Consider the following 24,494-nt stretch of genomic DNA (forward strand, 5'->3'; position numbering starts at 1 on the left):
AAATGTAGGCTTTGCTATTCATAAAAAATGTTCATCATATTGATGAGCATTTTTTACGATGCTTTTTCTCGTTTTTTTCGAAATGGTAACCACCAGTTCCAGTCTCCAAATAACTTCATTAAGCTTGGTACGAGCATAAGACGAATAATTGTTGCATCAAGAAATATTGCTAATGCAACGCCAAGACCCATCTGCTTTACTGGTAAAATATCAGTAAATGCGAATGCACCAGTTACAACAATCATTATTAAAGCAGCTGATGTAATAATTCTGCTTGTTGAAACGAGCCCTTCTAACGTTGCTTGATCGTTATCTCCTGTTTCTTCATAGAGCTCATGAATACGTGAAATAAGAAATACTTCATAATCCATACTAAGCCCAAATACGAGGCCAAAAATGAAGATTGGTAAGACAAACAGAACCGGACTCGCTTCTAAACCGAAATGACCACCTTCAAATAACCAAACAACAATTCCAATGGTTGCACTTAAACTAAGTATATTCATAACAATTGCCTTAATTGGAATGAGCATAGATCGGAATGCAAATAATAATATAACAAAGGTCGATCCAAATATAACAGACATACCAATTACAACTTTATCTTTAATTTCATCTTCTAATTCTTGTTGAAACGTCGTCATTCCGCCTAGATAATACGTAACATCCGTTTCTTTATAGTTCTTTTTAAAGTCACGTACCCACTGTTTTGCAGTCTCTGTACGTGGTTTTGTTTTCAAAAAGATTTCTATCGTCGTCTTATTCCCTTGCGTGTATGCTTCAAATACAGGAGTTAGTTTCGCTGATTCTGGCGACTGCAATATTCCAACAACTTGATCTGCTTTCATTCCAGTTAACCCGTCGTATAAACTTCTTACTTCATGTACTTTCTTATCATCTTTTAACTTTTGAACGACTTCTTCTATCTTTTGTAGACTTTCTTTTTCTTTCATATCTTTTTTCGTCTCTACAACTAACGTAACATCAGCGTGTGTTTTGACAGTTTCATTAAATGCTTCTTCATACTTTTCATATGCAATCCTTGTATCACTCTTTTCAGGTAAAGCTTCAATACCAGGGAACTGCAAATTAGCTGTACGTAACGGTAATAAGCAAATAACAATAAATGTTGTAACAACAATAATCATTGCAATTGGATGTTTCATCACAAATTGTGCAAATTTACGCCATGCTTTTGCCGGCGTATGTGCTACTTGATTCTTTTTTAATATTCTTTTACCGATTAACGATAATAGTGCTGGAAGAAGTGTGAGTGAGAATAAAATGCTCATAATGACAACAATCATTCCGCTAATCGCGACAGATTGAATATAATCTATCTTAAAGAAAAACAAACCAGATAATCCAACAAATACGCATAATCCTGAAAATACAATCGCACGTCCTGCCGTTTGATATGTAATTGTTATCGCTTCTTTTACCGTTCGTTTAGCAACTTCCTCTCGAAAACGGTTCACAAATAATAGCGCAAAATCAATAGATAATGCAAGTCCAATCATCGGTGCAACATTTAACACGAAAATAGATAGTTCTTTATCAACACCGATGAAATACAATATCCCCATCGTACTAATAACACTAAGCGCCCCATTCAAAATCGGTAAAATTGATGCCAAAAGACTACCAAACGAAAATAGTAATACAAGAAACGCAATTGGTAATCCAATCATTTCTGCTACTTTTAAATCATTTTGCGTTCTTTCATTAATCTCTTTATTAATTTTCGGAAATCCTGTAGGTGTTACTTTTAATGCTACATTACTTTCTTTCTCAATCTCATCAGCAAATTGTAATGTCTTTTCCATTCTTTCTTTATTTGTTTTCCCGGAAAATAAAATTGTCGCATAACCGATGTCATCTTGTAGCATTTCTTTATTTTGGATTGGGTGATGGAAAGATTCATAGTTCTCTTTCTCTTGAACATTCTTTACAATTTCATTTATTCGCTTTTTAAATTCCTCATGCGAAGCATCTTTATTTTTCTCAAAAATGAGCAGCAGCGTATCTTGAGACTTCTTAAAATCTTTATCTAAAATTTCTTTCGTTTTTTGATAGTCGCCTTCCGTTTGGAAACCGTCACCACCTAATACTCCCGGTAGCTTTGGAGCAAAAATCCCAAGTGCGATTGCGAGCAACAGTAACGTTACAATTACGGTATAACGAAACTGATACAAAAAGGCTCCTAACTTCCCCCACTTATCAACTTTATGTACATTTGTCTTCACACATTTTCACCTACTTTAAATAATTCAATTGTCACTTATACTGTATCACATCTTGATATAAACAAAAAACGTCTGGAAAAACTATAATAATAGTTTTTCCAGACGTTTTTCTATCTCTCTTTATTAAGCCCTAATCTCTCAGTAAGTAAACGATGGTAGTAAATCGCGATAATTAACAAAATACCACCTACGCAGTAACCAGCTAAAATATCAGTTGGATAATGTACATTTAAAATGACTCTACTTAATCCAATCGATAAAATTACTATACCCATCAAAATTGTTGTGACACATTTCCCAGCTACACTTTTCAAATTAGCAGCAATGATATAAGTAAGAAATCCAAATGTCATAATCGATAGCATTGCATGTCCACTAGGAAAACTATATCCAAGTGCATCTAGCGCTTCATTTAATGACGGACGTTCTCTCTTTACACTCTCTTTTATCCCTTTATTCACAAGATGTGTTATTAAAATTCCCATTGGATATACAATCATCGCAGCATAATAACGCTTCTTCCAAAAAACAAGCAAACTTATAACGAGCGTAGCGACTATCCCAATTGCTGATCCCAATTTTGTAAAGTACGAGAAAAATGTAAGAGAACTTTCCGTTTGTAGCCCTCTTACTAATCCACGGACATATGTATCCATCACTGTAACGCCACCTGCATGTACGCGCCAAGCAACAATACCAAATACAGCAAATAACAAACCGATACACATTACCTCATACTGATGTAACTTCTTCTTCAAACGATTTCCTCCTACTATGAAAAAATGCGATTTCTACTTTAGAAACCGCATTTCCTTACTTATTTACCTTTTGTTTTTAGCTCTGTCCAGTAACGATCATAGTCTTTTAACTTATCGTCTACATCAACAAGCCATTCTGTACGATCTAACTCTTCTTTCGTTAAGAAAATCATGTGATTATCACGGTATTCTTTACTATGAAGAGGATGAGCTTTTTCATTTGGATTACTGTAACCAATTGACTCGTAGTTTTTCACACTTACTTTTTCATCTAGTAAGTAGTTCATAAATTTCTCAGCAAGCTCTTTATGTTTTGCACCTTTTGGAATTGCTAACGTATCAGCCCAAATTGTGCCGCCTTCTTTCGGTACAACATATTCTACATCTTTATTATCTTTTGCGATAAATGCTGCATCTCCAGACCAAACTGTTCCGATCCAAGCATCTTCTGTAATGAATTTTTGTTTAATGTTATCTGTATCAAATGCTAATAAGTTTGGAAGCAGCTTCTTTAAATCATCTGCTGCTGTCTTTAATTGTGCATCGTCTTTCGTACTGTTTGAGAACCCGTGCTTCTTAAGACCCACTCCTAATACTTCACGAGAATCGTTCAATAACGTTACATGTCCTTTATATTTCTCATTCCATAAGTCCGCCCAGCTTGTAGGTGCTTCTTTCACATACTTTTTATTGTATGCAATCCCTGTTACACCCCAAGTGTACACTAAAGAATATTTATTCTCTGGATCAAACGCAGGTGTTTTGAAATTAGAAACCATATTTTCGATATTCGGGATATTCTTTTTATCTAACGGCGCTAATAAGTCCATTTTCGCCATTGTTTTAACCATGTAATCCGACGGCTGGATTAAGTCATACTTTGCGCCACCAGCTTGTAATTTCGCAAGCATTTCTTCATTACTTGCGTACTTGTCATAGTTAATTTTCACATTATATTTCTTTTCAAAATCTTTTAGCACTTGCTCATCAAAATTGTCAGCCCAGCTATAAATATTTAATTCTTCTTTCTTTTCACCACAACCAGCAAGCACACCAGCAACAAGGCTAAAACTAATTGCTGCGCCAGCTATTCTTTTCATTAATTTCATCGGTTTATTACCCCCTTGTACTTTCTATATCGTTCGTATTATAAAGGAAGGTGTCCTCCAGAGTTTTCTTCACCATCTGCACCTTTATTCCGGAAGATTTCAGATAGAACCATTAATCCTACGATAGCAACAATTAAAATTGTAGAAAGAGCATTGATTTCTGGTGATACTCCGCGCTTAACCATACTGTAAATGTATAGTGGCAATGTTGTTGATCCTGGTCCTGATACGAAGAAACTAATTACAAAATCATCAATTGATAATGTGAATGTTAATAATGCTGCCGAAATAACTCCCGGTGCAATTGCTGGGAACGTTACATAACGAAACGTTTGCCAAGGCGTTGCTCCTAAATCATTTGCAGCTTCTTCTAAGTCACGTCCCATACTTGAAAGACGCGCAGCTAAAATAACAACAACAAACGAAATACTAAATGTAATATGTGCAATAATAATCGTTGTTTGTCCAAGTTCCATTCCTAACTGGCTGAAAAGAATTAGTAAAGATAATCCCATTAAAATATCAGGAATTAAAATTGGTAAATATACAAGGCCATTAATAGCCCCTTCAAAACGATATTTATAACGATGTAAAGCGATTGCAAAGAATACACCAAGTACCGTTGTCACAATCGTTGTTATAACTGCAATCGTAATACTATTTACAAATGCATCAATAACATCTTGTTTTTGAAATAAATCTGTATACCAATGGAATGTAAAACCTTCCCACTCCGCATTAATGCGAGAGTCGTTGAAAGAATAGACCATTAAAACCATCATTGGAAAATACAAGAATAACAAAATTAACCAAGAATAAGAAACTAAAAACTTCTTCATCTTTGCCTATTCCCCTCCGTTCTCATTATATTTATATACTTTCGTTGCACGATAATATAAGTAAATTAACAGAACAGAGAATAGAACAACGATAATCGATAACGCAGATCCAAACGGCCAGTCACGTGCACCTAAGAATTGATTTTGAATAACGTTTCCGATTAATGCTACTTTCGATCCGCCCATCACGTCTGATACAACAAACATTCCGATAGAAGAAACGAATACTAAAATAGAACCAGTCGCAATTCCTGACATCGTCATCGGCACTGTTATATTCCAAAATGCCTTTATTGGTGTTGCTCCTAAATCATAAGCAGCTTCTAGCTTACGCTTATCCAGCTGCTCAATTGCTGCATACACTGGTAAAATCATAAATGGTAATAAAGAATAGACCATTCCGAGTATTACAGAAGGAGTATTATATAATAAATTTAACGGTTCACTAATAATGCCAAGCTTTAATAACAACGTATTCACAAGACCTTGTGAACGTAAAATAACAATCCATGCGTATGAACGAACAAGAAAGTTAATCCAAAACGGGATCGTTGCCAATAATAAAAGAATAGAGCGGTATTTGCGGTCAACAATTGTAATTGTATACGCAAACGGATAACCAATTAATAAACATATTACTGTTGTAATAACTGCAATTTTAACAGTTTCCCATAACGTTCCTAAGTATAATGGATCAAACACACGGGATATATTCTCCAGCGTAAATTGCATTTCTACTGTCCCGTAAGCTCCGCGCTGCATGAAGGCGAATCCTAATACGAATACGAGCGGGATTAGGAAGAAAATTAACAGCCACGCGACTGTAGGTAGTGCGAGTAATTTCCCTTTTTTCAATTTAAGGTCACCTCGTCCTCTTGCTCCCAGCCTACATATACATTATCTCCAATGCTCCACTGTGCTGCCTCTTCAGCAGTTTGATATGCCATTAGTAATTCTGATGTTTTCTCATCACGTACATAAAGCTTCTCCATATTTCCGACAAACTCGATATCTTCAATATGTCCAAGATGGTATTCTTTTAAAATTGACTCTTCAACCGAACGTACTTTTACATTTTCAGGGCGAATTGCTACATAGCCTTCCCCGTTTTTCACAATATTATTTTCACCGATGAATGTCGCAACGAACAATGTTTTCGGCTTATTGTAAATTTCTTTCGGTGTTCCGATTTGTTCGATATGTCCTTTATTCATAACTACAATACGATCGCTCATGCTCATTGCTTCTTCTTGATCGTGCGTTACGTATATGAACGTAATTCCTAAATTACGTTGTAAGTTTTTCAATTCACGTTGCAAGTCTTTTCGTAACTTAAAGTCAAGCGCTCCAAGTGGCTCATCTAATAGTAATACACGCGGATTATTTACAATCGCTCTTGCAATTGCAACACGCTGCTGTTGTCCACCAGAAAGCTTCGCAGGTTTACGATTACGGAACTCAAGTAACTGCGTTAAACGCATTGCCTCTTCAGCACGCTCTTTCTGCTCTGCTGCTGATACTTTCTGCATTTTCATACCAAAACAAATATTCTTCTCTACTGTCATATGTGGGAATAGTGCGTAATGTTGGAACACTAGGTTCATATGACGCTTATATGGCGGCAAATCGTTAATTCTTTCATCATCTAATAAAAGATTCCCTTTAGTTGGAGTTTCAAATCCTGCGATCATACGAAGTAACGTCGTTTTCCCGCAGCCACTCGGCCCTAAAATTGTTAAAAACTCTCCCTCTTTAATATCTAAAGAAAGAGGTGGGATAATCACTTGATTTCCAAAATGTTTTTCAACTGCTTCAACTTTAATAATCTTTTTCATTTTCCCGTCCTATCTACCTTAAATTTTAAATTTTTATATTCATGAATAAATATTTATGTTCTATAGACTATTTTTTGTTTCGATCCAAACAAAAATGGTTATTTAGCAAGCGTTCGTTTCTATTCTTTATGTAGTATGTTTGATTCATTTTCGCCTGATACATAACGTCGAACAGAAAAACCCCTTCCATTGCGAAGGGGCTATTATCATACGGCTACGCCTACTGATAAACACCATCATCATTTTAACAACTTTCGTATGAATTTTAAAGCACTTTTTGTAGAAGAGTAACGAATTTTCATGTCGAATGCTGTAGATTGGGCTAAAATGCTTTTATAATGTGAAAAAGTCCGAAAACTTTCTTTCCCATGATAACCCCCTAATCCACTACTTCCAACACCCCCAAAAGGTAAATATGGCGTAGCAAGGTGATAGACAACATCATTAATACAGCCTCCACCATATGAAATATTACTCGTCACTTTCTTTTGTACTTCTTTATCTTCAGAAAATACATATAACGCTAACGGCTTCGGATGTTGCTGGATTGTGCCAATTACATTTTCTATATTGTCGTACTCTATGATTGGTAAAATCGGACCAAAAATTTCATCTTCCATAACAGCATCTTGCCATGTAATATCCGCTAGTACTGTCGGTTCAATATGTAAAGTATCTTTCTCATAGTTTCCACCAATTACGACTTGACCATCTTGTAAGAATCCACATAATCGTTCAAAATGACGCTCACTTACAATACGCACGTAATTTTCATTTTGTAAAGGTTCTTTACTATACTGCTCTGTAATTTCATGTCGCAGTGCCTCAATTAGCTTTTCTTTCACGGAAGAATGCACGTACATATAATCAGGCGCTACACACGTCTGCCCTGCATTTAAAAACTTTCCCCAAACAATTCTTCTTGCTGTCATCTCTATCTTTGCATCTTTATGTACAATACAAGGACTTTTCCCGCCAAGTTCTAAAGTGAGCGGCGTCAACTGTTTCGCTGCTGCTTCCATTACAACTTTTCCAACGCCAACACTACCAGTAAAGAAAATATAATCAAACGGTTCCTTCAGCAAAGATGTACTCTCTTCAACGCCACCTTCTACTACCGCTACAAGCTCTTCCGGGAATAATTCATCTAACATTCTCTTAAGCACTTTTGAAACGCTTGGCGTTAACTCTGACGGCTTTAAAACGATTGTATTTCCAGCTGCCAGTGCTCCTACAAGTGGTGCAATTGCTAATTGAAAAGGATAGTTCCACGGTGCAATAATAAGCGTCACACCATACGGTTCTGGCACTACTTTTCCTTTTGATCCAAAATGAGTAAGTGCTGTTCGAACTCGTTTCGGTTTACTCCACGATGACATATGTTTCAATTGAAAGGAAATCTCTTTTAATACATATCCAACTTCCGTTGTAAACGACTCGTGAACTGACTTATTTAAATCTAATTTCAATGCCTGAAATATTTCTTCTTCAAAACGCTGAATGCCTTCATAAAGCTTCTTCAAATTATTCTTTCTCATTTCGATGCTTCTCGTATGCCCTTTTAAAAAATATTCCTTTTGCCTACTTACAATAGAGGAAATACTCATTCACTCACCTTCTCCCACTATTTTTATCCAATTCTTTCATTATTTATATAAACTTCATATATAACAAATTTCTATTCTTAAGGTTACATTATATATGACTTTTTCAGCTATATAAAATTCATTGCTCACAAAAAAACTACCGAAAGAAAATCTCTCGGTAGTTTTACAGTATTAACGATATAAACGAACAGCACCTGCAGAATTATCATCAGCTTGTCCTACTACTTCAAATTTCAAACCAAGCTTCGGTAAAATACGTCCTGCATCTGGAATCTGTTGATTAATATACGTTTTAGAATCATCAAACTTCGGTACGCCTGCTAAGCCATCATACGTAAATGTTCCACGCGTTGGAGATACGACTTTCCAAGCTGGCGTTTTGTCAAATGAAAACGCTGCATCAGCGATTTGGAATCGTGTACTACTCTTAACTGTTGGTTTACCATTTAAAGTACCAACAATTGCTTCTGGATGAGAATCAACTACACCAAGGAAACCGTGTCCTGGATGTACACCAACCCAGTTATCTGTATAAGCTGAATCTGCATACCATACAACCATACCAGTGTTAAATACTGGACCGCGAGCAAATTTCAACGCGTTATCTGCCCCAGCATAGTTTCTCCACTCAACATAGTAGTTATGTTTTTTCTTCTCTGTTCCGTTAGATACAACGAAACCATCTAATTTTAATTGTGGTGTACCTTCTGCGTCATCAGAGAATACTACTTTACCATCTACTGTTAATGAAGCATTATCAAGAGCGAATCCATTTAATGCTAAACCACCATCAGTAATGTAATCAAATGTTAATTTTACTTTCTTGCCTTTGAATTGACTTAAATCATATGATTTGTCAATCCATTTTCCATTTATCGAATCTGCATTTCCACTATTTGCTTTCTCACCAAGTCTTTCAATTAACGTTTGTTTACCATCTTCTGTTACAGCGTGTACTTCAAGGAAATCATAACCTGCTTCAATCTCATATAATGACTTGAAATCAAATTTTGCACTCGTTGCATTCGTTAAATCGAACAACGGTGTTTCCATCTTCGTATGAAGATCGTCACCTTTTGTGCTGTAATAATATTGTTTACCAAATGCTGGCTCAATTGTTTTAACATCTTTATCCGGTAAGTTAACACGGATCATGCCTGGTCTTGCTGATTTCGTAACACTTTGATCCAAATATGTCGCTAGACCGATACCTTTATTTAATTTCTCGTAATCTACTTCTACGATATTTGCCCAGTTACCACCGATTGTTTTTTGGAAAAACTCTTTATTTTGTGGTGAGAAACTCGTTGGCGTCGTTCCAGCGATTTTACCAGCCCAGCTTCCGCCACTCATAATAGACCAAGCTTCAATCGGCTCACCTTGACCACTATATTGTGTATCGTACTCATCTGGAAGACCTAAATCGTGACCATATTCATGTGCGAATACACCAACTGCTCCATCTTCTGGTTCAATTGTGTAGTCGAATGCTGCCATCTTTCCACCCCAATATGGTACTTTCGCTTGTGTACCTTCAATTGGGAATGGCTTTGGTCCAACTGTCCAACGGTGCGACCAAATTGCATCATCGCCTAATTTACCACCGCCTGCTTCTTGTCCAACACCCGCATGAATAATCATTAAGTGATCGATTAAACCGTCTGGTTGATTTTTATTCCCATCACCATTTACATCGTATTGATCAAATTGGTCGAACTCTGATAAATCAATACCACTATCTACAGCTGCTTTTAATGCATCTTTTACTAAATCACGTGGCCCTTTTGGTCCTTTATTATCATGGCCTCCGCCCGGAGCATCTGCACCGTAATCAGCAGCTTTACCAGGAACTGTTAACCATTTTGTAACTGTTCCGTCTACAGTATAACTACCACCAGATTGCTCTTCGTAATATTGTTTAAACGTTTCAATTTTACTTCCATCATCTAATGTGAATGGCTCGTTGCCGAATAACATTTTTTCATAATGTTCTTTATTAAAATCGTTAGAATACATATATCCAGGCTCTTTGTCGATATTATTATGTTTAAAGTCAGCGTACTCTACAAGTAAAACGAGTACTTTGTCTTTACGAACTTCACCGTTATAGTCTTTTTGTTTCGCTGGAGAAGTTGGTACTTTACCATTTAGACCGCCTTTAACTGGGCCTGTCGCTGCAGGTGTGCCTGTTGCTGGTTGATTTAATTTTTCTTTCGTGTCTGCTTTCGCATCTTTCACTTTCTTTAAAAAGTCGGATGCATCTTTCGTAAGTTGGTCCCCATTCGCTGCTTCTTTCCCAGGATTTTCACCCTTTTTGTTCTCTACATACTTTTCGACTGCTTTCTTTGTTTCTGTCTCTGAAGCCTTCGAATCAATTACCCCACGTTTTTTTAATGCATCTGCTAAACGTTCTTCCGGAATTAAATGATCATCCACTGGGCTCGTAGCTGTTTTATTCACAGGCGTTTCAGCATATGCAGATTGAGTGCCAGCTCCGAATGAAAGGCCTAATACAGCTGTCAATGCGATTGATGACAAAACTTTGAACGGTTTCTTGTTCATCCCTTATTTCCTCCCCTAATAAATAATATGTATTACAAATTAAATTTTATTAAAAATTCAATATTTTTTCAATATTTAGTCATATTATGTAATGTTTTTAATATATTTGTAAAAATTTCATAGTTAGCATACGAATATATCACAATTCAACAATGTTTTCTGAAAATATTGAAAGTTTTTATCGAACAATTTATAATTTCCATAGAGGGAGTTTAATGGGGATTTTATCTTTGTTTCATCTACACAATATTTGATAATTCACTATATAAAACACAAAATCGGATTTCATTATCATGTATTCTGTAGCAGCAATTATGACCGATAATTAGGGAGGAATTACATTTGTACAAAGATAAGACAGACGCACTGGATCAAGAATGGATTGATTTAATACTTGAAGCTCTAGATGCCGGTATCGCCATGCAAGACATCGAGCAATTTTTCCAACGTATGAAGCCATCCAGTCAGGCTCAATAGGTTTGTTCTTTTTAACGAAGTTTATGTTATAATAATGACATCATAAGACAACTACATATTGATAGAAAGGTGCGCAAATATGATTGGAGAACGTATAAAACGCCTTCGTTTACAAAAAGGGATTTCATTAACTGAACTTGCCGAAAAAGCTGGCGTTGCTAAATCTTACATTAGTTCTATAGAACGAAATTTACAAAAAAACCCTTCCATTCAGTTTCTTGAAAAGATCGCAGCAGTTCTACAAATTCCAGTTGATACTTTACTTCATGATGAAACAACAAAGGAAACTAACCTAGACTCCGAATGGACACAACTCGTTAAAGATGCAATGAACTCTGGTGTCTCCAAAGAACAATTTCGTGAATTTCTTGAATTTACAAAGTGGAAGCAAAATCAAAAATAATAATAGAAAGAAGTGCTTACAACCAGCACTTCTTTTTCTTTATAAAAAAAAGCGGGAATACCCGCTTTTTTTATTATTTTTCTTCCCCAGCTTCTTGGTTAGCATTGAATGTCCATTCTAAATTCAATGTATCACCTTGGAAGATATTTTGGTCTTTTCCATCATCTACAAATTCAAATTGTACCCATAGATAATCCTCTGTACCAGCTGCTAATCCACCCTTTTCTCCCCACTCAGGAGCAAAGATATCTTTAGCTAAAAGATCTGGATCAACTTTTTGTAAGTCTGCTAAAGTTGTTTCGTATACAGGCTCACTTTGTTTATCCCAGTTCCAAAGGAATTTTACTTTAACGTGCTTACCAAAGTCTTCACCAGCATTATCACCTTTTGCATCTTTAACAGTATACTTTGTTGCTAATTTAACGTCTTTAATAGTTAACGAACCGCTGTTTTGTAATAAGAACTCTTTCTTAACAGAATCCCCTGGTTTTAAATCTTTAATATCTACAAGCGTCTTAGGGTTTAATGTAAGGTCTAACGTCCCAGCTGCAAATGTATTGTTTGATACTTCTTTATCGCTAAAGAATGCAAATGTTCCTCCACCAATTAAAGCTAACCCCAATGCTGCTGATGCAACTCCCATACCTAATTTCTTTTTCAGACTCACAATCAATTCCCCCTAGCTTTTTTTTATATTTTTATCACTTATTTTTCAATAAGAGATGTAAAGAAAACTATATTAGCTTAGCTAATATGTGTTCTTTTTTAAAAACCTTATGTTCATTATAACGAACAACCCTATATAAACACAACACATATTTATTAATATTTTCAGTTATTTTTATTTCTCAATATCATTTAGACTTTTCAGAAAAAAACAATGATAATTTATAACTTTTTTCACACTCAAATCATTTAATACTATAAGAAAAAAGAAAAACAAAGAGGTGAGGGCTAACGTTCCCTCACACTCGTATAAATATTACTAGTCTTGCTTATTCGTTCACTCTCTCTTACACCACATTCTTGTTTTCCGGCTGTTTCACTAAAGCAGTTACTCCGCTTTCTTTTGCTCTTCTAGCTTTTTCTGTTCTTCTGCTTTCTTCTGTTCTTCTACTTTCTTCTGTTCTTCTGCTTTCTTCTGTTCTTCTACTTTCTTCTGTTCCTCTGCTTTCTTCTGTTCTTCTACTTTCTTCTGTTCTTCGGCTTTCTTCTGTTCTTCGGCTTTCTTCTGTTCTTCTACTTTCTTCTGTTCTTCTGCTTTCTTCTGTTCTTCTACTTTCTTCTGTTCTTCTGCTTTCTTCTGTTCTTCTACTTTCTTCTGTTCTTCGGCTTTCTTTTGTCCTTCCGCTTCAATTGCAACGTTTAATTGTTGCTGAAGAGCCTGAATTTGCTCATCAATAGCTTTCAAGCTAATTTCTTTCTCAATATAGTCACGCTTCTCTTTGATACTGCGGAAGCCTTCATTTACATATATGGACACTTGCTGCATCGACTCATCTTTATTTACCTTTAATTCTTCTTGTATTTGATTGTAAGGAGCTTCTATTTCAGTATATACATTTTGCAGGGCTTCCTTCTCAGCAACAATTTTCTCACGCCCTTGTTGCCATACAGAAATCGCCTGTTTTATTTCTTCAATAGAAGTTGCTTTCGATTTTCCCTTCATCGTTCCATACTCACGCTCAATAAACTGTTTATGTTTCTCAGATTGCTCTTTTAACGTATTAACTGTTTTCGGAAATATAATTGCTGTAGAAAGCGTCGCTTCTACTTTCGTTTCATGAATGAACGCCGCTTCTGTATGCGTCATAATTTGAGATCCTAAATAAAACGTAATAGAACACATACACGGCAATATAAGCATCTTTTTAAAATTACGCGGTCTTTTCAGCATCTTAATCTCTCCCATCGAACATTACGTTCTTTATACAGAACATTATCTATATTATAGTAAAGAACTATTAAAATTGATAGACAAATACTAGAAAAATAGAAAAAGGGCTATCCATGTGATAGCCCTTTTTCTTATTATCTTTCTTCACCTGCTGTTTGTTGTGCATCAAACGTCCAATTTAATTGTAACTTGTCGCCTTGGAATTGATTTTGATCTTTTCCATTATCAACAAACTCAAATTTCACTTTGAATTTATCAGATTTACCTGCTGAAATACCTTTTTCATCCCAGAACCAAGCCGATAAATCATTATCTACAGCTGTAAGTGTGTCACCTTTTAATTTATCTAAAGTAGTTTGTTTCACAATTGTCTCATGCTTATCTACATTTTTTAAGAATGTTACTTTAATATGTTTACCAAAATCATCTTTATTGTCTTTCTTTACATCTTCTACATTATAATCTGTTTTCAGTAGAACCTTTTTAATATTTAAAGAGCCTTTATTTTCTAGTTTAAATTCTTTTTCAATTGTATCCCCAGGTTTTAAATTCGATACGTTAACAACTGTTGATGGATTTAATGCTAAATCCAGTGTTCCAGCCGCAAATGTATTATTTGACACTTCTTTATCACTGAAAAATGCAAATGTTCCTCCACCAACTAAAGCTGCTCCTAATACTGCTGATGTAATACCCATTCCTAATTTTTTCTTTAAAGTCATGTCCATATCCCCTTAATATATATTTGTTAACTTCCTAAACGGAAAGTATAACCAAACGAACTAGACGGATTGTTCTACTTTTTTATCTTTCTTTTCTCCGTCAATGCTACGAATAGCACCAAAAATAGAAATCGCGGAATACCCAAGTAAAAAGACTCCTGGAATAATAAGAAGTAATGCTGCTCCCGCTTTTGAATTCGCATAATTCAGTAAATAACCAACATACGGAACTGTAATATCTGCATACTTTCCAACTACATTTTCTGCAAGTACTGGCTCTAAATCTGGTCCGTTGTTGTTATCCCCTTTTGTTTCATACATTACTTTTCCATTTGTATCTTTCACACCGATAATACGGTGAGTGATAATTTTTTGATCTTTCTCTTTAAAGGTAATAACATCACCTTTTTGATATTTAGAACCATCTTTGTTTGGTTCTATTGCAATGATTGATCCTGTTAAAAACGTCGGCTCCATTGATCCTGAAAGAACGCTCTTAAATTGATATCCCATCACTGTCGGATCACCACCGCTTGCTTTTGAAGAAATAACTACAAAAGCTAAAAAAACCATCAATGCAAATAAAACAAATGAGATCGCGTTGCTAATTATCTTCCATATTAATTTCATCGTCTCTCTCCCTCTCCGTTGTTTTATATTATTTGAAGTATGCAATATCCGCTTACGTTCTTTAACAAGAACAAAAGTAAATGATATAACGAACTTTAAGTTATTGCAATAAGAAAATTTACAATTATTAGTTATTTAAAATATAGAAAAAAGACTGTGCCAAAATTTTACACAGTCTTTTTATTAGTAATTTATTTACCTTCTGATTTCATTCCTTTTGTATTTCGGCGCAACACTACATATAAAATTGCTCCAAATAATATAATCGCACCTATCCCAACACTTATTACTTTCACATTTGAGTCTTTTACTTCAGGCATAGTTGTATCTTTTTTAGGCATCGTAAAAGTGACATCTTCTGTTGAAAGAACATTTACCGTCGCAATTGTTTGATTATTTTTCGTAATATCAACTGCACCAACTACCTCACCACGATGTATTCCTTTATGATATAAAGATTCTTTATCTAATGAAGCCGCCCGGAAAATAGTTTTCACATTTTTCCCTTCATCTTTCTTAAGCATAAGCTCCGCACTTTGTTCCAACTCAGAATTAACATCTTTATTTAAATATGTTGTTTTTTGATGCCAATTATGTTTATCAAGCACCATTTGCTTCGTAAATTGACCGAAAGAATATTCCGCCATCTGCTTCAAATCTTCATAAATTTCAGGTCTTTGAGAAGCCATTACTACGCTTATAATACGATTTCCATCTTTCTCATTTAATAAAACAAGTGTATTACGTGCTTCATTCGTAAACCCTGTCTTACCGCCAATGCTATATGGATTTTCAAAAAAATTAGATTTATTAAAAATAGACACCGTCTGCCTAGACGTCGTAACTGTCGTTCTTTTCGTATTCATCGCTTGTAAAATTTCAGGATACTTTTGCACACCCTTCGTAATCATAGCCATATCATACGGCGTCGTATAATGGTTCGGATCATGCAATCCATTCGGTGTTACAAAGTGGCTATCTTTCGCTCCTAATTGCTTCGCTTTCTCATTCATCATATTAGCGAAATTCTCAACACTCCCGCCAATCCGCTCCGCAATCGCACACGACACATCATTCGCACTCAGCACCATTAAAATCATAAGCGCAGTATTTCTATTAATTGTCTCTCCAGGTTGAAACTCAATTTGATAATTACTCTTCTCTTGATCTAATGCTAATTGTGAAAATGTAAATTGGTCCTCTGGCTTTGTATGCTCCATGAGTAAAATCGCTGTTAACACCTTCGTCGTACTAGCAGGATATGCTCGGTGATATGCGTTTTTATCATACAAAACATCTCCTGTTTTCGCATCAATTGTCGTTGCAAACTGACTAAAAACATTCGGTCCTTCCGCAGGTGGTGGTGCAACTTGTTCTGGATTTACTCCAATATTCGTCTCAGCACGCAATGTTATGGGCGTCAAAAAAAACGAACAAATAACTGTAATAAAAACCAAAATTTTCTTAAAATTTACCATATGACTCTCCCTTTTCCATTTACTCCTTAACAAAATAATAAATCTACCAATCATATGTGATTTGTATTATATTGGAAGAAATTTCACTATTTTTTACTATATCATACTTTTACGATAAAGAACATAAATATACAATAAAAATAAGAAGGAATTACTCTTTCTTATCCTTCTCATCAATCAACGAATCTATTAACTTTTGACTAGCTTCCTCGGGCGTAATCTCATCTGTTATTCCCATAAACGACCAACCTTTAGAATCAACCCACTCAACAAACTCTTGTAAAAATTCATCATGTGTAACATCCACATCAAGAATCGATCCATTAATCGAAATCGTTCTATTTTTAGACACGCGCATCTTGAACGTTTTTCTTACCATTACAACTTTTCTCCCTCTACTTCTGAATATTTATAAAGTGAAACTTTCATCAACCCTCACGAATCGGACTTTTACGGGCATTCCGACCCGAACCTAACTTCTTTACTTTTGCTGAATTTCGAGGTAAGGGATCTTACTGCCCGCAAATAGCGAGATAAAATAATCATGTATCTCTGTTATACATGATTTTCAGTAAATTGTAAAAAGGATATATTGGCCAATTTAAATAGCAAAAATGAAAATCTCTTACCTATGTAAACGTAATACGACATACAATTGCTCATACATTATTAAATAAATTCATAAAAACATACAGTCTAAAACATAATTGACGTTGTTTAAACAACGTCAGTTATGTGGGTTTAGTTGAGTAAGCCATTATAAACTTTTGGAAGATATTATCTAAAATAGTATACTAAACGGATAAAGGATATTTGAATAAAGAAACTGAGGCCTTCTATTTAGCTGGACTCTTAAGTGGTAGACTTAAAGACTAATGCCGGAATTCATATTTAATTTCTATTTCTGTACATAATATCGGAAGAAAGAAGGTAGTGCTGTGAAAACAACAGAAAATTTTACTGACAGGGCCGATATGTATGCAAAATATCGCCCTAGTTATCCTAATGAATATATTGATTACTTGCTTCCAGCTAACCAAGTGAAAGGGAATCGGATTGTGGCTGATATTGGTTCAGGTACGGGGATATTTAGCCGCCAGCTGCTTGAAAGTGGTTTACATGTTATTGGAGTTGAGCCAAATGATGATATGAGGAAGATGGCTGAGCAATCGTTAAAACTATATTCTCGTTTTCAATCCATAAAAGCAACTGCTGAAAATACCACTTTAAAAGAAAATAGTGTAGATTTAGTAACTGTTGCCCAAGCATTTCATTGGTTTGATAAAGAAGCTTTCAAAATCGAATGCCAACGAATTTTAAAACAAAAAGCAAATGTTGCACTTGTTTGGAATAGCAGAGATTTAACTAGTCCACTTATTAAAGAGAATGCAGAAATTTGCCAGAAAACCTGCCCAAACTTTAAAGGCTTTAGCGGTGGAATAGATGAAACTCCAGAAGTATTTAACAGCTTTTTTAAAGATGGAAAGTATGAGTTTAAAGAATATCAAAATGATTTACTTTTTGATTATGAAGGGTTTTTGGGAAGAAATCTATCAGCGTCTTATGCTCCGAAAGAAAATGACGAACAGTATAAAAACTTTATTTTTCTCCTATCAGAGCTATTCGAAAAATACAGTAAAGATGGAAAAATTATTCTCCCGAATTTAACGCGAAGCTATCTAGGCAATGTATAAACGGCCTGATACAAAGAGGCTTTGAACGGAATTAAAACAAGCCTAACCCCTCCCTAAGTGTAGAACGAGGTTAGGCTTGTTTTGCATTTTACCACATCAAATTCAAATGACTTTCGTACAATAAAGTAGAATATATTAGAAAACACCTTAAACTGAGGAGGAACTCAATGGCGCGTTGTACGTATTGTAAAAAGAAGTGGAAAGTAAAAGACATATGGTCGATACTCGTGACATTTGAAAAAGATTGTCCGTATTGTTTTGGGAGGCAATATATGTCTAATGATACTTTTCATCAAGCTAACGCCGCTTTACCACTGTTATTTTTATGCCCTTTAATTGTTGATTTAAGCGATGAAAATCCTTTAGATAAATACCGGAAATAATATAACAGCTACATTCAAAAACTATTTTCTACTGAATTTTCTTCTCATCATTATCCCTTCATACATTACGAGCATAATCGCTTATACTTTCCCTTTTGAAGATCCTGTATCTCAGCATGAAGGGCGCCCCCTGGACAATGTTTATCAATTATGACTTTAATAAACATTGATAGATTTATACTGTTAAACATAAAAAATTAGCATTAGATTCCACTCAAATATTAATCGAAACCCAACACTGCTTGTATTATGCATTTTTGCATACAGTATTGTTTTCTCTTGTAAATAGATAATAATGGTATATAATTAAATCAACGTTTTACCAATAAAAGGTAATAAAAGTAGTGGGATAAGCAAATAACCAAAACGTATTAACAGATTTGTTCTATGTAAATCATGATACATATATGGAATCAAAACTATGAAATTTTATGTAGTGATTAGATTACTACAAGATGAAAGATTCATAGCGAATACACTTAAGGAAAAAACGTTCCATTAGATTAATGTGATATCTATCGAACGAATTGAGAATATACTTAGGGGGAATTTCAAGTGAAAACATTTTGTAAAGTATTATTAACTGGCGCATTAGCTTTAGGCGGTTTAACGGTTATGAACATTGATACACCAAAAGCACATGCTGACGAATGGGATGGTTGTCATTACATTTGTGGTCCTGGTGAAACGGTGAACGGTGTTACAGTTCAGGTACACTCTACACAAGTTACTTTTGGTAACAGCGTAATTGCAAGAATTACAAATGACCGAGCTGAAGAAATTCATTACAATGTCAGCCTTGAAAAGAAATATGGCGATGATATTTATGAAGATGGAACATATCGTTATAAAGTCGAAATAAAAGGCGCTGACGGTTCTATTGATACAATTTACACAGCAGGAATGACAGTTACAGGACGATAGCTTATGAACAAGCTCCATTATTTATGATTGTATTTTTGAAAATATCATTGATAATTGCGTTGATATTATTATTAAAATAAGCTCTTCGGGGCTTATTTTTTTATACAAAAATTAGAATATGAATATTCGGAAAATTAAACCTTTACACCATTAAAGTTTGTTGCTATTATAGGAATACATCAAATGTTACAATACTCAACAAATTGTACAAATTCTCCGATTACACGAATGAAATGAAAATACATTGCTGATGGTAACATTTATAGTTGGGATCCCGTAGCTCAGCAGGGAGAGCGCCACCTTGACAGGGTGGAGGTCGTGAGTTCGAGCCTCTCCGGGGTCATATGAAAAACCCCTTGATAGTCAAGGGGTTTTCTTTATGTAGCAAATAAATGATTATTATTAAAACTAAATTTTTCCCTACTTCTTTTCTCCATTTTGGAGAAAGACATAAATTATATTAATTATCGCTCTACGTTGTTCGCTAGAACTCGATTCTTTACTCTCTTTTGGGAGCTTTTTAAAATTCTCTTTGAAAAATAGCCTAATACAGCAATTTTTATATTTATTTATATAAATTTCTCAACAAAAAAGATCTACACAGTTTAACTATGCAGATCTTTGTAAATTTAAGTTTAGAAATGAATAGACGAATCCTATTTTCGCCCTAATTTGATTGCCTTTTTGATATTACTAAATGCACCTTTACCATATATTAATACGCCACCGCGGTAAACACGACTCGTTAAACCAATCATCATACATATTGTTGCAATTAGAATTGCTAATGCAAGCGCAATCTCCCATACTGGGATATTGAGGAATCCAATTCGTACAAGCATAACAATAGGAGTGAAGAAAGGTACATAACTAGTAATGGTAACAACCATGCTGCTTGGGTTTGACATTCCATAAATTGCTATATACAAAGCAGCAAGTAACATAAACATCAGCGGCATAACAGCTTGAGAAGATTCCTCTATACGCGTAATGATAGAGCCAAATAGACAAGATAATGAGCCATATAATAAGAATCCTAATGTGAAGAATAGAATCCCATAAAACACTAGAGTTGGAGCAACAGAATTTAAATCAATACTATTTAAAATATCATTTTTCGAATCATTAATTGCTGTTTTATATCCAACAGTTGCGACCAAGCCCCAAATTATGATTTGCGTAATACCAGCCAATAATGTTGAGAATAGCTTTGCATATAAATGTTTGGTAGGCGAAATACTTGAAACAACTAACTCCATAACACGAGAAGATTTCTCTGTTGCAACATCTGTTGCTAATTGTGCAGCATACATTAATATCATTAGATAATTTAGCATGATAAAGACATTAATTAAAATCCCTACACCCTCAGTATGTTCTCCATCTTTAACCTTATCTGAAACCGTTTTGGTATGAATTTCTACTGGCGTTGTTAACACCTTTAATTCATCTTGAGATAGATTCAATTGCTGGGCGAAATTAGAAGATTGTATTTGAGATAAAATCGTTTGAACCTTGCTAACATCTTGCTGATTTACATCCGTCTCAGTTATATACGTAGCCTTTAATTGTTTATTATTCAATTCCTCTACAACGATTGCATATGTATAATCACCATTTTTAACACCTGATTCTGCTTTTTGTTTATCCGTGCTACGTTTAACTTGTATCTTACTATCGACATTTTTAAACACTTGATGAATGGTTGAATATAATTCTTCTTTTTCTGTAACAACAACAACTTGATCGTCCTCGTTACCTGCAAACAAGTTATAAATCTTGTCAAAATTCATCAATCCTATAATTAACATAGAAACTATTATTGTAATAGCAAAATATGATTTTGATTTCACTTTAGATTTATAGTTTTGTAAAAAAATTGTCCAGAAACTATTCATTTTGTGCACCTACTTTCGCAATAAAGATATCATTTAATGTAGGCTCTTCTACTGCAAACTTTTTAACATACCCTAATTTTGTTATCTCTTTAAATAAAACATGTGACACTTCTTCATATGAAATTTTAAGAGTAACTGCATTTTTACGTTTCTTCATACTTTCTACACCTTTTATTTCTTTCAAATGGTCAAAGTCATGATCGCCAACGATTACAACGTTCTTTTTACCAAAATCACTTTTAATTTTGGCAATGTCACCCTGAACAACAGGTACACCTTTGTGCATAATACAAATGTGTTGGCATAACTCTTCCACATGTTCCATACGATGTGAACTAAAAAGAATTGACGACCCTTGTTTTTGCATATCAAGAACAGCGTCTTTTAACATTTCAACATTTACTGGGTCTAAACCACTAAATGGTTCATCTAAAATTAAGAGTTCAGGCTTATGTATAATCGCTGTTATCAGCTGGATTTTTTGCTGATTCCCTTTAGAAAGTTCTCCTACCTTTTTGTTCAGATGCTCAGTAATATTAAAACGCTCCAGCCAATAGTGAAGTTCTTTTTCTGCATCTTTACTTTTCATGTTCTTTAGTTTTGCAAAAAAGTTAACTTGTTCTTTGACAGTCATTTTCGCATAAAGACCACGTTCTTCCGGTAAATACCCAATTTTATCTGTAACACCATAATTTATAGGTTTACCATTCCATGAAATGGTTCCACTTGATTTCGATAAAAGTCCAAGTATCATTCGAAATGTAGTCGTTTTACCTGCTCCATTCCCGCCCAAGAATCCAAATATTTCACCTTTTGGTATCTCGATATTCAAATTATCCACTGCAACATGCTCGTCAAATTTCTTTGTTAAATCTTTAATTAGTAAACTCATTATCCACACCCTTAATTCCCAAGATGATTTATTTATACAATTGTATATCCATAGTCAACCACAATATTTTGCCCTCTAATGGCATCGCTTTTATCAGACATTAAAAATAAAATGACATTTGTTACATCTGAAATTTCAACAAATTTTCTATATGGAATTTTTTTCAATAACTTATTTCCTTCAAAGGACTTCAAATAGCTTTCGTTATTATCGTTTATACTATAGGACAGTGGTATACAATTCACTGTAATTATTCATTTTTTATCTTTCAAAAATGAATAATTACCAACAAATGTTATATTTCGCATTATAAGGTTAGCATAAGATTTAAAATATTTAATATGCAATTTTGCATATTTTAACATTCCTAATTATTTACATAGTGTTTGACCATCTTTATTTAAAGCAGCCCCCACATTCACAAAATTCACTTAAAACAAGAATTTGTTTATCCATACTTTTTCTATAATTTTTCATGAAAGAACTGAAATTAATTAGTACCCCCTGTTAAACACCTAAATCTGATACTTAAACTAACTAATCTTCCTCTAATAAATTGTTTTCTTATTTGACTTCACAATTAATAATACCCAGCAGGTATAGTCACAACATCTTCGTACACCTCCTCATTAAAGCTGAAGGAACACTAATTAAAATCTGGTCCAGAAATTTTACCTTTCTACGTTATAGGATCCGCATAAGAAAACATAGAATACAGTACCTCCTCTGTTACAACTAGCTGTATGTCATAAACCAAAAAATCATAATATAAAATTTATAGAATTAATTTCTTGAGTTCAAACCTCTCCAGGTTCATAAAAAAGAGACACCATATCAACCTTCTGGTATTATCCCCTATAGGTAGACAGTAAAAAAAGAGTCCATCTGATATGATGGACTCAATACTGTTTTATCTGGAGGGGATTTTTTTATGGCAAGAAAAGGACAATCATTTCAAAAATATACAGAAGAACTAAAGCGAGAAGCAGTTCGTCTTCGATTAGAAGAGAGAAAATCATTGCGAGAAATTCGTGAACAACTCGGTGTGAAGAGCGATGCCCAGATTATTGAGTGGGTAAAACGTGCGCAACAAGGGGAGTCCTTTGATGATCAACGTGGTGTCTGGAATCGAAAGAATTTTAATAGTCTAGAAGAAGAAAATGCTTATTTGAAGGCACAGGTTGAGTATTTAAAAAAGCGCAATCCAAATCTACACGGGAAGGAATGGTCCTAAAGAAAGAACGATTTTCTCTTATCGATTCATTACGCCAAGCCTATCCACTCCGATGGTTGCTTCAAATCGCGGAAGTTTCTAAGGCTGGCTACTATAAATGGCGGAAATATCATAACGTGCAGCGTTTACGTCAGAAAAGGGATATGTGGCATAAAGAACATATTTTATCTATTCATCGTCAGCACCCTTACTATGGGTATAAACGTATGACTCGTGCTTTGGCTCGAGAAGGAATGGTAATGAATCATAAACGTGTTCGTCGTCTTATGAGAGAGCTGGGTATTCAATCTATCATTCGAAAAAAACGTCCGTTTTATGGAAGAAAAACATCTGTGGTATTTAAAAATCATTTGAATCGAGAGTTTCAAGCTGAAAAGCAAAATCAAAAATTCGTAACAGATATTACTTATGTACGAATCGGAGAACAATTTGCCTATTTGTCGGCTGTGTTAGATTTATACAACAATGAAATTGTTGCCTGGAAGCTATCTTCAAGAAATGATTTAGATTTGGTTTTAACTACATTACGTCAATTAGAAGGGAAGTCATTAACTACTAAGCCCCTTTTCCATTCAGATCAAGGGTTTCAATATACATCTAAATCCTACGCAAAACAGTTAGAGAAATTAGGATTTGTCGGTAGTCATTCTAGACGTGGAAACTGTTTTGATAATGCGTGTATCGAATCATTCTTCTCACATTTAAAAACAGAGAAGTTGTATTTAGTGTGCCCAAAAACATATGAAATGGCCTACCGAGCAATTCAAGAATATATTCAATTTTATAATACAGAAAGATTCCAAGAAAAACTTCACGGCCTTTCCCCGATAGAATATCGGGAAAAGGCCGTGGCATAATACTCTTTTTATTTCTGTCTACTTGACAGGGAGATGACCATTCTACGTG

General features: G+C 34.6%; 23 protein-coding genes and 1 tRNA gene. 7 read left to right on the forward strand and 17 right to left on the reverse strand.

Going from position 1 to position 24,494, the window contains the following annotated elements; translation table 11 throughout:
- Positions 1 to 53: 53 nt before the first annotated feature.
- From QCI79_RS06010 to inhA1, 8 genes are all read right to left on the reverse strand, one after another.
- The gene (locus QCI79_RS06010; protein ID WP_000856440.1) at positions 54 to 2,246 is read right to left on the reverse strand and encodes an MMPL family transporter; all 2,193 of its coding nucleotides are present in this window, start codon (positions 2,244 to 2,246) and stop codon (positions 54 to 56) included.
- Positions 2,247 to 2,356: 110 nt separating this feature from the next.
- Positions 2,357 to 3,004 (reverse strand): phosphatase PAP2 family protein, encoded by a 648-nt coding sequence (locus QCI79_RS06015; protein WP_000727794.1) that lies wholly within the window; start codon positions 3,002 to 3,004, stop codon positions 2,357 to 2,359.
- 59 nt (positions 3,005 to 3,063) lie between these two features.
- On the reverse strand, positions 3,064 to 4,113 hold the full coding sequence (gene potD / locus QCI79_RS06020; RefSeq protein WP_000772485.1) for a spermidine/putrescine ABC transporter substrate-binding protein PotD: 1,050 nt from the start codon (positions 4,111 to 4,113) through the stop codon (positions 3,064 to 3,066).
- A 38-nt stretch (positions 4,114 to 4,151) separates the two neighbouring features.
- Complete coding sequence (gene potC / locus QCI79_RS06025; protein WP_000714192.1) at positions 4,152 to 4,952, reverse strand: spermidine/putrescine ABC transporter permease PotC; 801 nt, start codon at positions 4,950 to 4,952, stop codon at positions 4,152 to 4,154.
- Between the two features lie 6 nt (positions 4,953 to 4,958).
- On the reverse strand, positions 4,959 to 5,807 hold the full coding sequence (potB, locus tag QCI79_RS06030; protein ID WP_000715500.1) for a spermidine/putrescine ABC transporter permease PotB: 849 nt from the start codon (positions 5,805 to 5,807) through the stop codon (positions 4,959 to 4,961).
- Complete coding sequence (potA, locus tag QCI79_RS06035) at positions 5,804 to 6,787, reverse strand: spermidine/putrescine ABC transporter ATP-binding protein PotA (RefSeq protein WP_000720336.1); 984 nt, start codon at positions 6,785 to 6,787, stop codon at positions 5,804 to 5,806. Before potA ends, potB begins: the two co-directional genes overlap by 4 nt.
- 239 nt (positions 6,788 to 7,026) lie before the next feature.
- Positions 7,027 to 8,394, reverse strand: coding sequence for an aldehyde dehydrogenase (locus QCI79_RS06040; protein ID WP_000028382.1), 1,368 nt, complete (start codon positions 8,392 to 8,394; stop codon positions 7,027 to 7,029).
- A gap of 171 nt (positions 8,395 to 8,565) precedes the next feature.
- On the reverse strand, positions 8,566 to 10,956 hold the full coding sequence (gene inhA1, locus QCI79_RS06045) for a M6 family metalloprotease immune inhibitor InhA1 (protein WP_071699958.1): 2,391 nt from the start codon (positions 10,954 to 10,956) through the stop codon (positions 8,566 to 8,568).
- A gap of 342 nt (positions 10,957 to 11,298) precedes the next feature.
- Between inhA1 and QCI79_RS06050 the strand changes: the two genes are divergently transcribed.
- Together QCI79_RS06050 and QCI79_RS06055 are read left to right on the forward strand one after the other, a co-directional pair.
- Positions 11,299 to 11,433: an anti-repressor SinI family protein gene (locus QCI79_RS06050; RefSeq protein WP_000276219.1), complete on the forward strand. Its 135-nt coding sequence runs from the start codon at positions 11,299 to 11,301 to the stop codon at positions 11,431 to 11,433.
- 79 nt (positions 11,434 to 11,512) lie between these two features.
- On the forward strand, positions 11,513 to 11,836 hold the full coding sequence (locus tag QCI79_RS06055; protein ID WP_000578885.1) for a helix-turn-helix domain-containing protein: 324 nt from the start codon (positions 11,513 to 11,515) through the stop codon (positions 11,834 to 11,836).
- Positions 11,837 to 11,909: 73 nt separating this feature from the next.
- Here the strand turns inward: QCI79_RS06055 and calY are convergent, their stop codons facing one another.
- The 6 genes from calY to QCI79_RS06085 all read right to left on the reverse strand — a co-directional run bounded on the left by calY (position 11,910) and on the right by QCI79_RS06085 (position 16,942).
- Complete coding sequence (gene calY / locus QCI79_RS06060) at positions 11,910 to 12,503, reverse strand: biofilm matrix protein CalY (protein WP_000053713.1); 594 nt, start codon at positions 12,501 to 12,503, stop codon at positions 11,910 to 11,912.
- A gap of 387 nt (positions 12,504 to 12,890) precedes the next feature.
- Entirely contained in the window at positions 12,891 to 13,733 is an 843-nt protein-coding gene (locus tag QCI79_RS06065; protein WP_021727726.1) for a DUF4047 domain-containing protein, read from the reverse strand.
- A 134-nt stretch (positions 13,734 to 13,867) separates the two neighbouring features.
- A complete protein-coding gene (locus QCI79_RS06070; protein ID WP_000172854.1) occupies positions 13,868 to 14,455 on the reverse strand; it encodes a CalY family protein in 588 nt (195 codons plus the stop codon).
- Between the two features lie 60 nt (positions 14,456 to 14,515).
- Positions 14,516 to 15,085 (reverse strand): signal peptidase I SipW, encoded by a 570-nt coding sequence (sipW, locus tag QCI79_RS06075; protein ID WP_000767792.1) that lies wholly within the window; start codon positions 15,083 to 15,085, stop codon positions 14,516 to 14,518.
- 191 nt (positions 15,086 to 15,276) lie between these two features.
- On the reverse strand, positions 15,277 to 16,563 hold the full coding sequence (locus tag QCI79_RS06080) for a D-alanyl-D-alanine carboxypeptidase family protein (RefSeq protein ID WP_021727727.1): 1,287 nt from the start codon (positions 16,561 to 16,563) through the stop codon (positions 15,277 to 15,279).
- Positions 16,564 to 16,714: 151 nt separating this feature from the next.
- On the reverse strand, positions 16,715 to 16,942 hold the full coding sequence (locus QCI79_RS06085) for a hypothetical protein (RefSeq protein WP_000251856.1): 228 nt from the start codon (positions 16,940 to 16,942) through the stop codon (positions 16,715 to 16,717).
- A 559-nt stretch (positions 16,943 to 17,501) separates the two neighbouring features.
- Here QCI79_RS06085 and QCI79_RS06090 point away from each other — a divergent pair.
- The 4 genes from QCI79_RS06090 (at position 17,502) to QCI79_RS06105 (ending at position 19,907) form a co-directional block, all read left to right on the forward strand.
- Complete coding sequence (locus tag QCI79_RS06090) at positions 17,502 to 18,257, forward strand: class I SAM-dependent methyltransferase (RefSeq protein WP_000858666.1); 756 nt, start codon at positions 17,502 to 17,504, stop codon at positions 18,255 to 18,257.
- 167 nt (positions 18,258 to 18,424) lie between these two features.
- A complete protein-coding gene (locus tag QCI79_RS06095) occupies positions 18,425 to 18,640 on the forward strand; it encodes a hypothetical protein (RefSeq protein WP_000090205.1) in 216 nt (71 codons plus the stop codon).
- A gap of 555 nt (positions 18,641 to 19,195) precedes the next feature.
- Positions 19,196 to 19,564: a hypothetical protein gene (locus tag QCI79_RS06100; protein WP_021727728.1), complete on the forward strand. Its 369-nt coding sequence runs from the start codon at positions 19,196 to 19,198 to the stop codon at positions 19,562 to 19,564.
- Positions 19,565 to 19,834: 270 nt separating this feature from the next.
- Positions 19,835 to 19,907 (forward strand) — tRNA-Val (locus QCI79_RS06105).
- A 313-nt stretch (positions 19,908 to 20,220) separates the two neighbouring features.
- Here the strand turns inward: QCI79_RS06105 and QCI79_RS06110 are convergent.
- Genes QCI79_RS06110 through QCI79_RS06120 form a run of 3 tightly spaced genes read right to left on the reverse strand, consistent with a single transcriptional unit; the run spans position 20,221 to position 22,599 of the window.
- Complete coding sequence (locus tag QCI79_RS06110) at positions 20,221 to 21,462, reverse strand: ABC transporter permease (protein WP_001084161.1); 1,242 nt, start codon at positions 21,460 to 21,462, stop codon at positions 20,221 to 20,223.
- Positions 21,455 to 22,354 carry an ABC transporter ATP-binding protein gene (locus tag QCI79_RS06115; protein ID WP_000054715.1) on the reverse strand — a complete coding sequence of 300 codons (900 nt, stop codon included), beginning with the start codon at positions 22,352 to 22,354 and terminating at the stop codon, positions 21,455 to 21,457. The genes QCI79_RS06110 and QCI79_RS06115 overlap by 8 nt, the downstream gene beginning before the upstream one ends.
- Before the next feature lie 32 nt (positions 22,355 to 22,386).
- Positions 22,387 to 22,599, reverse strand: a complete 213-nt coding sequence (locus QCI79_RS06120) for an SDR family oxidoreductase (protein ID WP_228161125.1) — start codon at positions 22,597 to 22,599, stop codon at positions 22,387 to 22,389.
- A gap of 686 nt (positions 22,600 to 23,285) precedes the next feature.
- On the opposite strand from QCI79_RS06120, the gene QCI79_RS06125 reads away from it, so the two are divergent.
- A protein-coding gene (locus QCI79_RS06125; RefSeq protein WP_087874946.1) for an IS3-like element ISBth8 family transposase occupies positions 23,286 to 24,445 on the forward strand; the annotation gives its coding sequence in 2 pieces (ribosomal slippage) (positions 23,286 to 23,544 and positions 23,544 to 24,445; 1,161 coding nt in all).
- Positions 24,446 to 24,494: the final 49 nt, after the last annotated feature.

Origin of the sequence: Bacillus cereus group sp. MG1 (assembly GCF_040460035.1) — a bacterium.
Classification (GTDB): domain Bacteria; phylum Bacillota; class Bacilli; order Bacillales; family Bacillaceae_G; genus Bacillus_A; species Bacillus_A cereus.

Coding starts and splice junctions, on each gene's coding strand:
- potD (WP_000772485.1), bottom strand. CDS start 4,113: ATGAAATTAATGAAAAGAATAGCTGGCGCAGCAATTAGTTTTAGCCTT.
- potC (WP_000714192.1), bottom strand. CDS start 4,952: ATGAAGAAGTTTTTAGTTTCTTATTCTTGGTTAATTTTGTTATTCTTG.
- potA (WP_000720336.1), bottom strand. CDS start 6,787: ATGAAAAAGATTATTAAAGTTGAAGCAGTTGAAAAACATTTTGGAAAT.
- QCI79_RS06040 (WP_000028382.1), bottom strand. CDS start 8,394: ATGAGTATTTCCTCTATTGTAAGTAGGCAAAAGGAATATTTTTTAAAA.
- inhA1 (WP_071699958.1), bottom strand. CDS start 10,956: ATGAACAAGAAACCGTTCAAAGTTTTGTCATCAATCGCATTGACAGCT.
- QCI79_RS06055 (WP_000578885.1), top strand. CDS start 11,513: ATGATTGGAGAACGTATAAAACGCCTTCGTTTACAAAAAGGGATTTCA.
- QCI79_RS06065 (WP_021727726.1), bottom strand. CDS start 13,733: ATGCTGAAAAGACCGCGTAATTTTAAAAAGATGCTTATATTGCCGTGT.
- QCI79_RS06070 (WP_000172854.1), bottom strand. CDS start 14,455: ATGACTTTAAAGAAAAAATTAGGAATGGGTATTACATCAGCAGTATTA.
- sipW (WP_000767792.1), bottom strand. CDS start 15,085: ATGAAATTAATATGGAAGATAATTAGCAACGCGATCTCATTTGTTTTA.
- QCI79_RS06080 (WP_021727727.1), bottom strand. CDS start 16,563: ATGGTAAATTTTAAGAAAATTTTGGTTTTTATTACAGTTATTTGTTCG.
- QCI79_RS06085 (WP_000251856.1), bottom strand. CDS start 16,942: ATGGTAAGAAAAACGTTCAAGATGCGCGTGTCTAAAAATAGAACGATT.
- QCI79_RS06095 (WP_000090205.1), top strand. CDS start 18,425: ATGGCGCGTTGTACGTATTGTAAAAAGAAGTGGAAAGTAAAAGACATA.
- QCI79_RS06110 (WP_001084161.1), bottom strand. CDS start 21,462: ATGAATAGTTTCTGGACAATTTTTTTACAAAACTATAAATCTAAAGTG.
- QCI79_RS06115 (WP_000054715.1), bottom strand. CDS start 22,354: ATGAGTTTACTAATTAAAGATTTAACAAAGAAATTTGACGAGCATGTT.